Genomic DNA, 13,669 nt, shown 5'->3' with positions numbered 1-13,669 from the left:
TCAGGAGCGGTCGCTGGTACCCGTCATCGTGTCCGGCACCAGCTCGTGCTGGTCAGCCACCACCGCCGCCTCGCCGCGCGCCGCGACCAAGGAGGCGTGGGTGGGTGCCTCGGGGATGTCGTCCGGTCGTCCTTCAGCGAAGCCCTTGCGCAGGTCCGGAAGGATCTCACCCAACAGGTCCAACTGCTCCAGCACGGTCTTGGTCGGCAGCCCGGCGTGGTCGAGCAGGAAGAGCTGGCGCTGGTAGTGCCCCACCTCGGCGGTGAACGACAGCGTCCGCTCGAGCACCTGCTGCGGCGAGCCGACGGTGAGCGGCGTCGCCGAGGTGAACTCCTCCAGCGAGGGCCCGTGGCCGTAGACCGGCGCATTGTCGAAGTAGGGGCGGAACTCCTCCACCGCGTCCTGGGAGTTCTTGCGCATGAAGAACTGCCCACCGAGCCCGACGATCGCCTGGTCGGCGCGGCCGTGGCCGTAGTGCTCGAAGCGGTTGCGGTAGAGCTCCACCATCTGCTTGGTGTGGTCCATGGTCCAGAAGATGTTGTTGTGGAAGAAGCCGTCGCCGTAGTAGGCCGCCTGCTCCGCGATCTCGGGCGAGCGGATGGAGCCGTGCCACACGAACGGCGGCACCTCGTCCATCGGACGCGGCGTGGAGGTGAAACCCTGCAGCGGAGTGCGGAACTTGCCCTGCCAGTCGACATCGGTCTCACGCCACAGCCGGCGCAGCAGCGCATAGTTCTCCAGCGCGAGCGAGATCCCCTGGCGGATGTCCTTGCCGAACCAGGGGTAGACGGGGCCGGTGTTGCCGCGGCCGAGCATCAGGTCGACACGGCCGTCGGCCAGGTGCTGGACGTAGGCATAGTCCTCGGCCAGGCGCACCGGGTCATTGGTGGTGATCAAGGTGGTGGACGTCGACAGGATGATCCGCTCGGTCTGTGCGGCGATGCTGGCCATCAGGATCGGCGGGTTGGCCGGCGCCACGAAGGGCGGGTTGTGGTGCTCACCGGTGGCGAAGACATCCAGACCGACCTCCTCGGCCTTCTGGGCGATCGCGACGGTGTCCCTGATGCGCTGGTGCTCGCTGGGCGCCCGACCAGCCGTGGGGTCGAGCGTCACGTCGCCGACGGTGAAGATGCCGATCTGCATGGTCGTCCTCCTGGCCGATTCCGGGCCGGTATGTGGTTGAACATTCAAACACCCCAACGCACCGAACGCCTCATCTGTTCCGGGACCAATTTCTGTCAGACCGGGTGACTAGGCTCGGATGCACCACGACCAAAGGAGTCCGACGTGCGGCGCCCAACTCGTCCCGCTGTAGTGGCCCTGCTCTGCGTCCTGTTGCTGACAACAGGATGCACCAGCCAGGGCACCAGCGAGCCGCCGAAGAACCTGCCCGCCGCCGACTCCGTGGTCACCCAACTCGTCGCGGGCCTCCAGAAAGGGGACGTGCGCAGCGTCCCAATGACCACCGACGCGGCCGTCGCCGACACCGAGCTGACGCTGCTGATGTCTGGGATGGACGGACTGCTGCCCACCGTCACGGCGGGGCAGGTGAGCTACTCCGACGAGCAGGCGAGCGTCCCGCTGGAACAGTCGATGGCGCTCGGGTCGGGCACGTGGACGTGGACGACGACCGCGAACCTGCGCCACGTCGACGGGGCGTGGAAGGTGGAGTGGGCGCCGGCGATCGTCGAGTCCGACCTCGACGGGACGACCAGGCTGCGCCACACCCGCGAGGCCCCGCGGCGGGCGTCCATCCTTGGCGCGAACGGCAAGGCGCTGGTGGAGGTGCGCACCGCCTACCGGGTCGGCGTCGACAAGGCCAACCTGGCGCAGGCGAAGTGGGAGTCGACGGCGCGCGGGGTGGCGAAGGCCGTCGGCGTGGACGCGAATGCCTATGTCAAGAAGGTGCTGGCCGCTGGCGCGAAGGCCTTCGTGTCGGCGATCACGCTGCGGCAGGGAGCCGTACCGGCGGCGGCCACCAGCGCGGGCGGGCGGGTGCAGGAGGTCGAGATGCCACTGGCGCCCAGTTCCACCTTTGCCCTGGGGGTGCTGGGCACGAGCGGCCAACCGACCACCGAACAACTGACCGCCGCCAAGGGTGACCTGGCGGCCGAGGACTACGTCGGCACCTCCGGCTTGCAGCAGCGCTACGAGGCCCAGTTGCGCGGCACGCCCGGGCACACGGTCGACGTGGTGGTTCGTTCCACGGGCACCCAGGCAACGGCGACCCCGGCTGGTGCCAGCGCGTCGCCGTCCGGAGCAGGGGACGCGAGCCCCAGCACCACGGCGGCCCCCGGCAGCACGGTGAAGACCGTCTACCAATCGGCCGCGAAGCCGGGAACCGACCTGCAGACCAGCCTCGACCTCACCCTGCAGACCAAGGCCGAGCGGGCGCTCGCCAAAGCCGCCGGCATCGCCTCCATGGCGGTGGTGGACGTTAAGACCGGCGCCCTGGTGGCGGCGGCGAACTCGTCCGCAGCCGGTGCGAACCCCTACGCCACCTACGGCCGTTTCGCACCGGGTTCCACCTTCAAGGTGGTCACCAGCCTGGCGCTCTTGCGCAAGGGCCTCACGCCGGAATCGACCGTGCCGTGCACGACCACCGTCACCGTCGACGGGCGCACCTTCAAGAACTACGCCGACTTCCCCTCCTCGGCGACGGGGAATGTCCCGCTGCGCACCGCGCTGGCGAAATCCTGCAACACCGCCTTCATCTCGCAATGGGCCAAGCTCGGCACCGGCGACCTCGCGTCCGCAGCTGCCAGCCTCGGGTTGGGCGTCGACCAGGACGCCGGCTACCCCTCCTTCTTCGGCTCCGTGCCCGCGAGCACCGCCAAGACCACCCGAGCGGCGAACATGATCGGCCAGGGCGAGGTAGAGGCTTCCCCAATGGCGATGGCCGGGGTGGCCGCCTCGGTGGCCCGGGGGACGACCACCATCCCGTGGCTGGTCAGCACCAAGAAGCCGACGGCGACGGCCAAGCTGACCGCCGAGGAGGGCAAGCAGCTGCGCTCGCTGATGCACTCCGTGGTGACCGACGGGTCGGGACGGGTGCTGTCCGGCCTGGTGACGGGCGCCAAGACGGGCACGGCCGAGTTCGGCACCGCATCCCCGCCCAAGACCCACGCGTGGATGATCGCGTGGAACGACAGCTACGCCATCGCCGTGATGGTGAACGAGGGCGAGTCGGGGTCCAAGACCGCCGCACCCCTGGTCAAGGCCTTCCTGGAGAGCTGATGAACGCGAACCCAGCCAACCTGTCCGAACTGCTGCGCGGCCGCGACCGCGTGCTGGTGCTCAGTGGCGCCGGCATCTCCACCGCGGCCGGCATCTCCGACTTCCGCGGCCCGGACGGGTTGTGGACGCGCGACCCGCAGGCCGAACTGGGCTCCACCCTCGAGTACTTCCTTGACTACCCCGAGATCCGGCAGAAGGCCTGGCAGCGGCGCCTCAACTCCGGCGTCTGGAACGCGCAGCCGACCGCAGCGCACCATGCCATCGCCGCCTTCGAGCAGGCCGGGCGGGTCGCTGGAATCGTCACCCAGAACACCGACGGCCTGCACCAGCTGGCGGGCAGCACGAACGTCCTCGAGGTGCACGGCTCTGCGCGCACCTGCCACTGCGAGACCTGCTGGAAGCACTGGCCGATCGGCATGGCACTCGATCAGCTGCGCGCTGGCGTCGCCGACCCGCGCTGCCCCGACGACGGCGGCATCGTGCGTGCCGACTCCATCCTCTTCGGTGAGTCGCTGGTCGGCAGCGTGATCGAGGCCGCGCTGGACGCGGCCGAGAACTGCGATGCCGTGGTGGCCCTGGGGACGACCCTGGCCGTTCAGCCCGTGGCCGGGCTGTTCCCCCTCGCCATCGGCCATGGCGCGCTCGGAATCATCGTCAACCAGGGCGAGACGTCCTACGACCATCTGGCCCAGGTGGTGCTCGACGACGACGTCCAGAGCGTCGCCCCGGACCTCTTCCGAGCCAATTGAGACACTCGACCCAAACCCATCGGAAGTGCTAGGCATGGATGCCTCAGGACGCCGTTCCCACTCCCAAGGACACCGCGTGAGCGAACCCATAACGAACACCGCCGTCGCAGAGCGAGACCCGGGCGGGCAGGCCGAGGCCCGCACTGACGAACTGCTGGCCACCCGCCGCAGCGCCCGTCGGCAGAAGCACGTGCGCGACCTGGGCATCCAGTTCGCCACCTTCGTCGCCCTGATCGCCCTGTGGTGGGCGGTCTCGGTCAGCGGCGCGGTCAGCGCCCAGTACCTGCCCTCCCCACCCGCCGTCTGGCGAGCCTTCGTGGACGCCAACAGCTGCACCGACATCGGCAGTGGACGCACCCAGTGCGGCGAGCAGAACTACTACCTGTGGGAACACCTGCTGGTCTCCCTGAACCGGATCGGCGTCGGCGTCGCCCTGGCGTTGGTCGCCGGGTTGGCCGTCGGCTTCCTGATGGGCATGGTCGAGCCGGTCCGCACCGCCCTCGCGCCCTATCTCAACTTCCTGCGCGCGCTCCCCCCGCTCGGCTACGTCGGCCTGATCATCGTCTGGGTGGGCATCGGCGGCGCCGCGAAGATCTGGCTGCTCTTCCTCGCCGCCTTCCCGCCGATCGTGATCGCCACGATGCAGGGCGTGGCCTCGGCAGGCACCGACCGGATCCAGGCTGCCCAGTCGATGGGCGCAACCCCTATGCAGGTGCTGCGATACGTGATCCTGCCCAGCTCACTGGCGTCCATCGTGCAGGGTGTCCGGCTGGCGATCGGTTTCGCCTGGACCACGGTCGTGGCCGCCGAGCTGAACAACGGCATTCCCGGCATCGGTGGTCTTGCCTACATCTCCGGCACGCAGCTGCAGACGGCGCTCACCGTCGCCTGCGTCATCACGATCGGCCTGGTCGCCGTCGCCCTGGACGCGGGGATCACGCGCCTGGGCGAGGTGCTCGTGCCATGGAGCGGGAAGGCCTGACATGGTCACCTCCACCCGACGCCCGCTGCGGCCCATCGTCGCCGTCCTCGGCCTGCTGCTCGCCGTCGCGCTCGTCGTCGCCGGCGGCCTGATCGACCCCGACCGCACCGTGCACCCGGACGCAGCCAGTGCGTCGGGCTGCCCCGTCGAGCCTGACACCTCGGTCACCACCACCGCCCGGATCGCCTGGCAGCCGGTGGCCAATGGTGACCTGGTCGTCAAGGACAAGAACTGGCTGGCCTCCTGCCTGCCGAATGCCACGATTCACTGGGCGAAGATGAGCTCCGGCGGCGACGTGCTGCAGGCCTTCGGCGCCCGGTCCATCGACATCGCCCAGGTCGGGTCGTCCCCCACCGTGAAGGGGGTCTCGGCGCCGCTGGACCTCGACCTGCAGATCGTCTGGTTGCACGACGTGATCGGCAAGGCCGAGTCGCTGGTGGTCCGTGAGAGCTCGGTCACCGACCTGGCCGGTCTGAGCGGCAAGACCGTCGCGACACCGTTCGGCTCCACCGCGCACTTCTCCCTGATGGAAGCGTTGCGCCAGGCGGAGCTGACCAGCAAGGTCAAGCTGGTGAACCTCGCACCCGACGCGATGCTCGGTGCCTGGCAGCGCGACGAGATCGACGCGGCCTGGGTCTGGGACCCGACCCTCACCTCGCTGCTGGGAGATGGTGGCCACGTCATCATGTCCAGCGCCGACACGGCCGAGGCCGGTGCGCCCACCTTCGACCTCGAGGCCGCGACGCGCGAGTTCGCCACCGGGAACGCCGCCTTCATGACGATGTGGACCAAGCTCCAAGCCCAGGCGGCCAAGATCATGAACGACGAGCCTGACGAGGCGGCCGCGGCCCTCGCCGTCCAGCTGGGCATCACGGCCGAGGAGGCCGAGGCCCAGTTCCCGGGCTACACCTACCTGACGGCTAGCGACCAGCTCGGCGCAGAGTACTACGGGGGCAAGCTCCCGGACGTCCTGCTGGACACCGCGACCTTCCTCAAGAACCAGGGGACGATCACGGCCGTCGGCACGGAGGCGCACTACGCGGACGTCCCCAACTCCACCTACATCAAGGAGCTGTCGTGAGCACCGTGAGCACTGCCGTCGGTGCCGATCAGCACGCTGTTGACCATCCCCTGATCGAGATCGACCGCGTCGAGCACCGCTACATCACCGACTCGGGGGACGTCGTCCACGCGCTCGCCGAGACCAGTCTCGACATCCCGCGCGGCCAGTTCGTGTGTGTCGTCGGACCCTCGGGCTGCGGCAAGACGACGCTGTTGAAGCAGATCGCCGGTTTCATCAAGCCCACCTCCGGCGAGGTACGGGTCGCCGGCGAACACGTCACCGGACCCTCGGCGCACCGCGGCGTCGTCTTCCAGCACCCGAACCTGTACCCCTGGTTCACCGTGGCCGAGAACGCCGCCTTCGGGCTGCGGCTCCAGGGCGTCGGCAAGCGCGAACGCCTCGACCAGGCCCAGCATCAGCTGGAGCAGGTGGGGCTGGGTGAGTTCGCGAACTCCAAGCCCTACGAGCTCTCGGGAGGCATGCAGCAGCGGGCGCAGATCGCCCGCGTGCTGACCACCGACCCCGAGGTGATCCTGATGGACGAGCCCTTCGGCGCCCTGGACGCGCTGACCCGGGAGCGCCTGCAGGCCGACCTCTTGCAGCTGCAGCGCCGCACCGCCAAGACGATCTTCTTCATCACGCACTCGGTGGAGGAGGCGGTCTTCCTCGGCGACCGGGTGGTGGTGATGGGCGCGCGGCCCGGGCACGTCGTCCTGGACCAGCCGATCGAGCTCTCGGCGCACGCTGGGCACCAGCTCGGCCCCGAGATGCGGTCCCTGCCCGAGTTCATCGAGCTCCGCGACCGGATCGCCGGGGCCATCGAGCACTAGTCAGTCGACCACCCGCACTGGTCAGTCGACGATCAGGGGCTCGGAGTTCATCACCTTGCCCCCGGTGGTGATCCCCGGCCGGCGTGCGTGCACCCGGACCTTCCACGTCCCCGGTTCGAGGGCCCCCTCCGCCGGGTAGACGAGTTCGGCGTCCGTCTCGTACCACCGGGTCTCGACCCGTTCATCGCCATGGAAGACGTAGTAGGCGTACTCCACCGGGCCGTCGGTGCTCGCGAGGGCGTGCAGGCGTCCGTCCTCGACGCGCACCTCAAGGTTCAGGTCGCCGACGGTGGAACGGCGATGGATCTCGGCGTAGTCGGGCTGTTCGTCGGTCTCGGCGGCATGCCTGGGCAGCGGACGATCCCCCACCAGCGCCTTGCGCAGCGACTTTGCATCCCGGGCCTGGGCGACCGCGCGACGGGTGTCAGCGGAGCGCACGTTGGCCAGGTAGCCCACCTTCTGCACCGGCCGGGGCAGCGCGGCCACGACCTCGGCAGCCGTGGGGACGACGATCCGCTCGCGCACCACCGGCGCGGTCGGGACGGTGCCCTTGCGCAACCCCGCAGAATCGAAGGCGAGCGACCGGCGCACGACGGGATGTTCAACCGTGCCCAACGCGTCGGTGAGGCTGGCGACGCGCGCGGCCATCGAGATGGTTGAAGCACGTGAGTTCTCCTGGGTGGCGGCGATCGTGCTCGCCAACTGGCGGGCCGCCTCCGTCGTGGCAGGGTGGGTGAGCAGTTCGTCCATCCGCTCGGCGATGGCGCGCCGCGACTCATCCAGCGCATCGAAGGTCTCCGTCCCGATCACCGCTGGACGCTGATCAGCCGGCACGGCACGGTTCTGCGCGTCCTTCTCCCGCCACGAGGCCAGCCCGCTCTCGCGCAGCTCATCGGTCCAGACCTCGGCGCGGCCCTTCGACCGGGCAACCCACTCTTCGGGCCAGGAATGCGCCTCGAAGGGCAGCGCATTGAGGTCGGGATCGCCCTGTTCCAGAAGGGCGAACAGCAGCCGACCGGTCTCCTGGTCCTCGCGGGAGAGCAACCCGTTGGCCCAGAGGAACTCCGGTTGGGCCAGCGGGCACAGGATGGTGTTGCCCGTTGCGACGCCGTAGCGGACCATGCCGAAGTGCGCCCGGTTCCGGTGCATGGCGTAGAAGCGGTCGAGCGTCCCGTCGACGTCGGAGGCGAGGCCGTAGTCGAGCGCGTCCACAAAGGCGGTCCGTGCCTGCCGGTACAGCTGGGTGGGCACCGCCGCGGCGGGGACGAGCGTGTTGAACAGCCGGGTGAGGTCGCTGCGGATCCCGTCCGTGGAGTTGGCATTGCCCTCGGCCCAGCGCGGATAGGCGTCGCGGTGCAGGTGGCCGTAGTGACTGCGGTACAGCTCCCCGCCGCCGCCGTGCAGGCTCAGCATCGTCGGGCCGCTTGGTTCACCCAGCATGAAGGGCGCCCGGAACTCATAGCTCTGCCCGCCGCGGTAGTCCTGGAAGAGGTCGAGGGTCTCCTCGAAGGTCACCCGGCGTTGCGGTACCGGGTCGTTGCCCTTCCACGTCAATCCGTACCGTGCGACCATCGTCGCGGCCAACGGCAGGTCCCGGGCAATCACCGGACGACTGGCCGGCGCGGCGGTCCGCGGGTCGGCCGAGTAGACCTCCAACCGGTCCTGGACGCCTGCTGCCAACGCGAGCGCCAGCACGCCGCGGGAGTCCTTCCCGCCGGACAGGCTGAGGTTGAAGGAGCCGTGGCCGTCGTCCATGGCGGCGCGGAGGCTGGCGGCGGCGCGTTCGGTGCCGGCGGCGACCAACTCGTCGAAGCTGCGTCCCTGTGGGTCGGAGAAGAAGGGCCGGTCGACAAGTTCGACGCCTTCCGCGGTGACGAGCAGGAACTGATCCGGACGAAGGGTCTGGGCCCCCTCGCGCAGGGACCGCGGCGAGGAGCGCTGCATGAAGATCGTCGCATTGCTCACCAGGGAGGGGATGGCCGTGGGCCAGGCGACTCTGGAATCGTACCCGGCCCGGGCCAGGCTGGTCGCGATACCGCGCAGGGAGCTGGACGCATGCAGCGTCCCCTCCGTCCCCGCGCTGGCGTGCAGGGCCCAGGTGACCGGGCAGTAGCCGAAGAAGTCCGAGCAGATCACCAGCGCCTGCTTGTCGGACGACTCGAAGGCGCCGAACCACTCACCCGTCCACAGCACCGCGTCGGCCAGCGTCTGCTTGGTCAGTGCCGTGGGCTCGGAACCCATCGTCACGTCGTGGGTGCCCGAGGTGGTAGCCACCAGCCCGCCGAGGCTGATCGGGCGGAAGTCGGAGAGCTGGCGCGAGCCGAAGCGGGGACGTCCGGCGCCGACCCCCTGCACGGTGACGACCTCGTGGACGCGGGGCTCGCGACCGGCGGGGATCGCGGGAAGGGCTGTCTCCGGGATGTGTGTGATGGGCACCCCATCAGGCTAGTTGGCCCGCTTCTGGGAAAGCTGTGGACACGCGTTGCGGACACTCGTCCAGCTAGGTGTCCGGTACCTATGCCCGCAACGGGTGAGAATGGCCCAGTGAGAACGCTCGACTCCTTGGTCTGGGCCTGGCCCGACACCCCCATCCACCTCGTCGTGCTCGCGCTGGTCGCGATCGTCGTCCGCGGGCTGGTCGGCTGGGCGATCCGCCGGACGGTGCTCGCGTCGACCATCCGCACCCAGCAGCATCTGGAGCGGCTCGGACGCCCGGGTCAGATCCTGGCCCGGGCGTCCGGGCTCGACCACGAGCGCCGCGACCAGCGCACCCGCACCGTCGCCCAGCTGCTCGGTTCCACGGCCAGCGTGGTCATCTTCGGCGTCGCCCTGCTGACCGCACTCGACGTGATCGGCCTGCCGCTGCAACCCGTCCTCGCCTCGGCCGGGGTCGGCGGCGTCGCCTTGGCCTTCGGCGCGCAGTCCTTGGTGAAGGACGTGATCAGCGGGGTCTTCATGATCGTCGAGGACCAGTACGGCGTCGGAGATGTGATCACGGTCAGCGACGTGACCGGGACGGTCGAGGAGGTTGGCCTGCGCACCACGTCCATCCGCGACGCGAACGGCATGCTGTGGCACCTGCGCAATGGCGAGATCAGCAAGCTGGGCAACATCTCGCAGGGCTGGTCGATCGCGACCATCGACATCCCCGTGCACTACTCCACCGACCCGGCCGTCGCGCTGCGCGCGCTGCAGCAGGCTGCGGACGAGGTGGACGCCGACCCGCGCTGGCACGACCTGCTGCTCGAGCGACCAAAGGTGCTGGGCGTGGAGTCGATCGTCGGTCAGGCGATGACGCTGCGGGTGAGCGCCAAATGCGCCGCCAACCAGCAGTACGGCGTCGCGCGAGAGATCCGGGAACGCGCCAAGGTGCTGCTCGATGCGGCAGGGGTCCAAGGGCCGGCCTGATCGTCTGGAGCGGGGAGAAAGCTGAACCAATCCTGAGGAGAAGACGAGAGAAGAAGGCTTCGTCTCTCAGGAAAGGCGACGATAGGGGCCACACCAAGCCTTTGCAGGAGCCCTCAATGAGCCTCACCCGTCGCACCGTCCTGACCTCCGCGCTGGCCGTCAGCGGCCTCGTCGTCGCGGAGTTCGCCGCGCCCACCACGGCCCAGGCCACCACAACCACGAAGACCGCGAAGACCGCGAAGGCAACCGCCATCACGCTCGGCAGTGTCTTCGTCCGTTCGGGTGCGGGGACGAAGTTCCGTGCGGTGAAGGTTCTGCGCAAGGGCCAGAAGGTCACGCTGACGGGCAAGACCTCGGGCAAGTGGATGCAGGTCACGACCGCCGGTACGAGCGGCTGGATCTCGTCGAGGTACCTCAAGCTGCAGACGTCCGCGGCGTCATCGAAGACGACCTCGAAGACGACCTCGTCGGCGAACACCGCGACGGCCGTGGCGCCCAAGGTGGTGCAGGGAACCCCTGCAGGCGCGATCGCCGTCGCGACCACCCTGCCGCTCGCCTCGCACGTCGCGATGCCCGGCGGGGTCGTGCGCAACGGCAGGTTGGTCGCGCAGGAGGTCCGGGCGAAGTTCCCGTGGATCACCACCATGCTGGGCGCCCGCGCGTCCTATGGGTCCGACCACTACAGCGGCCGCGCCGTCGACATCATGATCCCCGCCTACAAGCGCAATGCCGCCCTGGGTCAGGCCATCGCCGAGCACCTGCGCGCCAATGCCTCCCGCCTGGGCATCACCTATGTCATCTGGAACCAGCGCATCTGGAGCGTCCAGCGCTCGGGAGAGGGTTGGCGCAAGATGCCCAACCGGGGCTCCGACAACGCGAACCACAAGAATCACGTGCACGTCAGCGTCCGTTGACCCCCACTACCGCGGGGTGACCAAACCCAGCCGTCAGGGCATCGCGGAGAGGAAGACGAAGGCTGCCGCGATCACCAGGTGCAGCCCGCCGTGCAGCCGCACGACCCGTCCGCGCATCACCGTCAGCACACTGACGACGGCGGTGAGGGCGAGCAGGGCCATGTGCAGGGGGCTGAGGCCGAGTTCGAGCTCCAGCGAGGCGAACAGGCTGATCGCCGCCAGCACCGGAATGGTCAGCCCCACACTCGCCATCGCCGACCCATAGGCCAGGTTCAGGCTGATCTGAAGGCGTCCTGAGCGGGCATTCTTCACCGCCGCCAAGGTCTCCGGCGCCAGCACCACCAGGGAGATCACCACGCCGACGAAGGGTGCGGGCAGCCCGACGGCGGCGACACCCTTCTCCAGGGCGGGTGAGATCAGCTTCGCCAGCCCGACGACGCTGACCAGCGCCACCATCAACAGCCCGACGCTGACCCATGCGGCGCGGCTCGTGGGCGGAGTGTGATGGTCGTTCGCGTCCAGCACGTCCCCGTTGCGGTCGACGGGCAGGAAGAAGTCGCGGTTCTTCACCGTCTGCGTGACCACGAACAAGATGTAGGCCACCAGGGAGAAGATTCCGGCGAAGGCGAGCTGGGATGGCGTGAAGACCGGGCCAGGTGAGGAGGTCGTCACCGAGGGCAACACCAGGCAGAGCACCGTGACGACCAGCGTGGTGGCCAGCGCGCCACCAGCGCCCTCCGGGTTGAACCAGGCCGAGCCGCCGGGGCTCTCGGCGCGGTGGGTTCCGACGGCGGCGACGATCGCCAGCCCGACGATGAGGTTGGTGGTGATCATCACGGCAGCGAAGACGGTGTCGCGGGCCAGGGTCGCCTCTCCCCCGCCGGACATGAGCATGACGATCAGTCCGACCTCGATCACCGTCACGGCGACGGCCAGGATCAGCGAGCCGAAGGGTTCGCCCACCCGCTCGGCGACCACTTCGGCGTGGTGGACAGCCGCGAGGATCGCCCCAACCAGCGCGACCGCCAACACCGCGTCCATCAGGTAGCTGGGTTTGGTGCCCCAGTTGAACGCCAGCAGCACCGCGGCGACGAGCGGCATCAACATGCGCCAGTCAAGAAGGTGGCGGACGATCGGGCGGGTGGCGGTTGAGGTCGTCAACAGGGCCTCCTGGATATTGGGCGGTGATGGTGCTCGGTTCGGGTGGTGCACGGTCGTGATGGTGCTTGGTACAGGCGGTGCACGGTTCTGGCGGCCCCCATGACAGACCGGGAACGAAGGACATCCCCTCAGCGCGACCGCGGGGGCCTGGCCCAGCCAATCGGTCGTCCCCGATTTTACCAGCCGGCACTCGTGCCGCGCGCCGACCTCCCCGACGGGTCAGTCCCTCGAGTCCGCCACAACGCGCGCGACAGGGCAATCCGGTCCCACCACGGGACCAGATTGCCCTGACGTGGCGATTTTGGCGGGCTGTGCGAATCGCCACCCCAGATCAAGTTGTGCAGGAAGGGTGCACCATCGGCTCCCGGAAGGCGCGATCCCCGGCGCCGGGCCGGGCACGGGTAGGGCGCAAGAGCCCAGCCGACTAGCCTGCTCAGGTGCAACGGACCCCCCGGACCCCGACCACCAGCGCCATCTGGCTGGTGCTGGGCTCGATCATGTCCGTCCAGGTGGGTGCAGCCGTGGCCAAGACGGTGATGGACGAGGCCACGCCGATCTCCATGGCCTGGCTGCGTCTGGTCTCCGCCGCGGTGGTGCTGTGGTTGTGGACGCTCATCGTCGCCCGTCGGGGAAGCTCCACCCATCAGCCGAACGGGCGTCCGCCCCGCAATTGGAAGGCCGGGCTCGCCTACGGCGTATGCCTGGTCGCCATGAACACCACCTTCTACGAGGGCGCGAGCCGGGTTCCGCTGGGCCTGGCGGTCACCATCGAGTTCCTCGGACCCCTGGCTGTTGCCGTCGCCGCCACCCGCCGAGCCCGCGACATCGCTTGGCCCCTGCTGGCCCTCGCCGGCGTCGCCCTGCTCGGCTTCACCCCCACCCACCTCGACCCGGTGGGCGTGGCTTTCGTCCTTGCCGCAGCGGTCTGCTGGGCGGGCTACATCAAGATGGGCGCCCGCGCGGGCCTCACCTGGACCGGCCACGAGGCCGTGATGCTCGCCTGCACGATCGGCGGGGTCGCCCTCGCCGCCCCCGCCATCCACAGCTCCGGGGACGTCCTGCTGCGCCCGCACGTCCTCATCGCCGGCGCCGGCGTCGGCGTGCTCAGCTCGGTGATCCCCTACCTGCTGGAAATGTCCGCGCTCCGCACGCTGCCCGGACGCGTCTTCGGCATCCTGATGAGCCTCGAACCGGCCGCCGCGGCGCTCGCCGCGCTGGTGATCATCGGCGAGGGCCTCAGCCCCACCGACCTGGTGGCGATGGCCTGCGTGATCGCCGCCTCCATCGGCGCCACCCGCTCCGCGGGCTGACGGGCTCGCCCTGAG

11 protein-coding genes are annotated in these 13,669 nt (G+C 69.4%); 8 read left to right on the top strand and 3 right to left on the bottom strand.

The features are described from left to right. Positions 1–1,143 carry an LLM class flavin-dependent oxidoreductase gene (locus ABD089_RS12720; RefSeq protein ID WP_343886811.1) on the bottom strand — a complete coding sequence of 381 codons (1,143 nt, stop codon included), beginning with the start codon at positions 1,141–1,143 and terminating at the stop codon, positions 1–3. A gap of 144 nt (positions 1,144–1,287) precedes the next feature. Between ABD089_RS12720 and ABD089_RS12715 the strand changes: the two genes are divergently transcribed. The 5 genes from ABD089_RS12715 (at position 1,288) to ABD089_RS12695 (ending at position 6,861) form a co-directional block, all read left to right on the top strand. Further along, entirely contained in the window at positions 1,288–3,237 is a 1,950-nt protein-coding gene (locus ABD089_RS12715; protein ID WP_343886810.1) for a penicillin-binding transpeptidase domain-containing protein, read from the top strand. Further along, positions 3,237–3,986, top strand: coding sequence for an SIR2 family NAD-dependent protein deacylase (locus ABD089_RS12710; protein WP_343886809.1), 750 nt, complete (start codon positions 3,237–3,239; stop codon positions 3,984–3,986). Before ABD089_RS12715 ends, ABD089_RS12710 begins: the two co-directional genes overlap by 1 nt. A 76-nt stretch (positions 3,987–4,062) precedes the next feature. Continuing rightward, on the top strand, positions 4,063–4,968 hold the full coding sequence (locus ABD089_RS12705) for an ABC transporter permease (RefSeq protein WP_343886808.1): 906 nt from the start codon (positions 4,063–4,065) through the stop codon (positions 4,966–4,968). Position 4,969: 1 nt separating this feature from the next. Next, positions 4,970–6,049, top strand: a complete 1,080-nt coding sequence (locus tag ABD089_RS12700) for a taurine ABC transporter substrate-binding protein (RefSeq protein WP_343886807.1) — start codon at positions 4,970–4,972, stop codon at positions 6,047–6,049. Continuing rightward, positions 6,046–6,861, top strand: coding sequence for an ABC transporter ATP-binding protein (locus tag ABD089_RS12695; RefSeq protein WP_343886806.1), 816 nt, complete (start codon positions 6,046–6,048; stop codon positions 6,859–6,861). The genes ABD089_RS12700 and ABD089_RS12695 overlap by 4 nt, the downstream gene beginning before the upstream one ends. Before the next feature lie 21 nt (positions 6,862–6,882). On the opposite strand, the gene ABD089_RS12690 is transcribed toward ABD089_RS12695, so the two are convergent. Continuing rightward, on the bottom strand, positions 6,883–9,297 hold the full coding sequence (locus tag ABD089_RS12690) for an asparagine synthetase B family protein (RefSeq protein ID WP_343886804.1): 2,415 nt from the start codon (positions 9,295–9,297) through the stop codon (positions 6,883–6,885). Positions 9,298–9,405: 108 nt separating this feature from the next. Here ABD089_RS12690 and ABD089_RS12685 point away from each other — a divergent pair, with 108 nt between their 5' ends. Both ABD089_RS12685 and ABD089_RS12680 read left to right on the top strand, forming a co-directional pair. Continuing rightward, positions 9,406–10,269 (top strand): mechanosensitive ion channel family protein, encoded by an 864-nt coding sequence (locus ABD089_RS12685; RefSeq protein WP_343886803.1) that lies wholly within the window; start codon positions 9,406–9,408, stop codon positions 10,267–10,269. Positions 10,270–10,385: 116 nt separating this feature from the next. Next, positions 10,386–11,183, top strand: a complete 798-nt coding sequence (locus ABD089_RS12680) for an SH3 domain-containing protein (RefSeq protein ID WP_343886801.1) — start codon at positions 10,386–10,388, stop codon at positions 11,181–11,183. Between the two features lie 33 nt (positions 11,184–11,216). Here the strand turns inward: ABD089_RS12680 and ABD089_RS12675 are convergent, their stop codons facing one another. Continuing rightward, positions 11,217–12,344, bottom strand: a complete 1,128-nt coding sequence (locus tag ABD089_RS12675; RefSeq protein ID WP_343886800.1) for a calcium:cation antiporter — start codon at positions 12,342–12,344, stop codon at positions 11,217–11,219. A 437-nt stretch (positions 12,345–12,781) separates the two neighbouring features. Here ABD089_RS12675 and ABD089_RS12670 point away from each other — a divergent pair, with 437 nt between their 5' ends. Continuing rightward, a complete protein-coding gene (locus ABD089_RS12670) occupies positions 12,782–13,654 on the top strand; it encodes an EamA family transporter (protein ID WP_343886798.1) in 873 nt (290 codons plus the stop codon). Positions 13,655–13,669: the final 15 nt, after the last annotated feature.

The sequence above is a fragment of the Luteococcus sanguinis genome, assembly GCF_039527675.1.
Taxonomy (GTDB): domain Bacteria; phylum Actinomycetota; class Actinomycetes; order Propionibacteriales; family Propionibacteriaceae; genus Luteococcus; species Luteococcus sanguinis.
The sequence above is the reverse complement of the archived record's forward strand: the minus strand, read 5'-3'. Positions and strand labels throughout refer to the sequence as shown.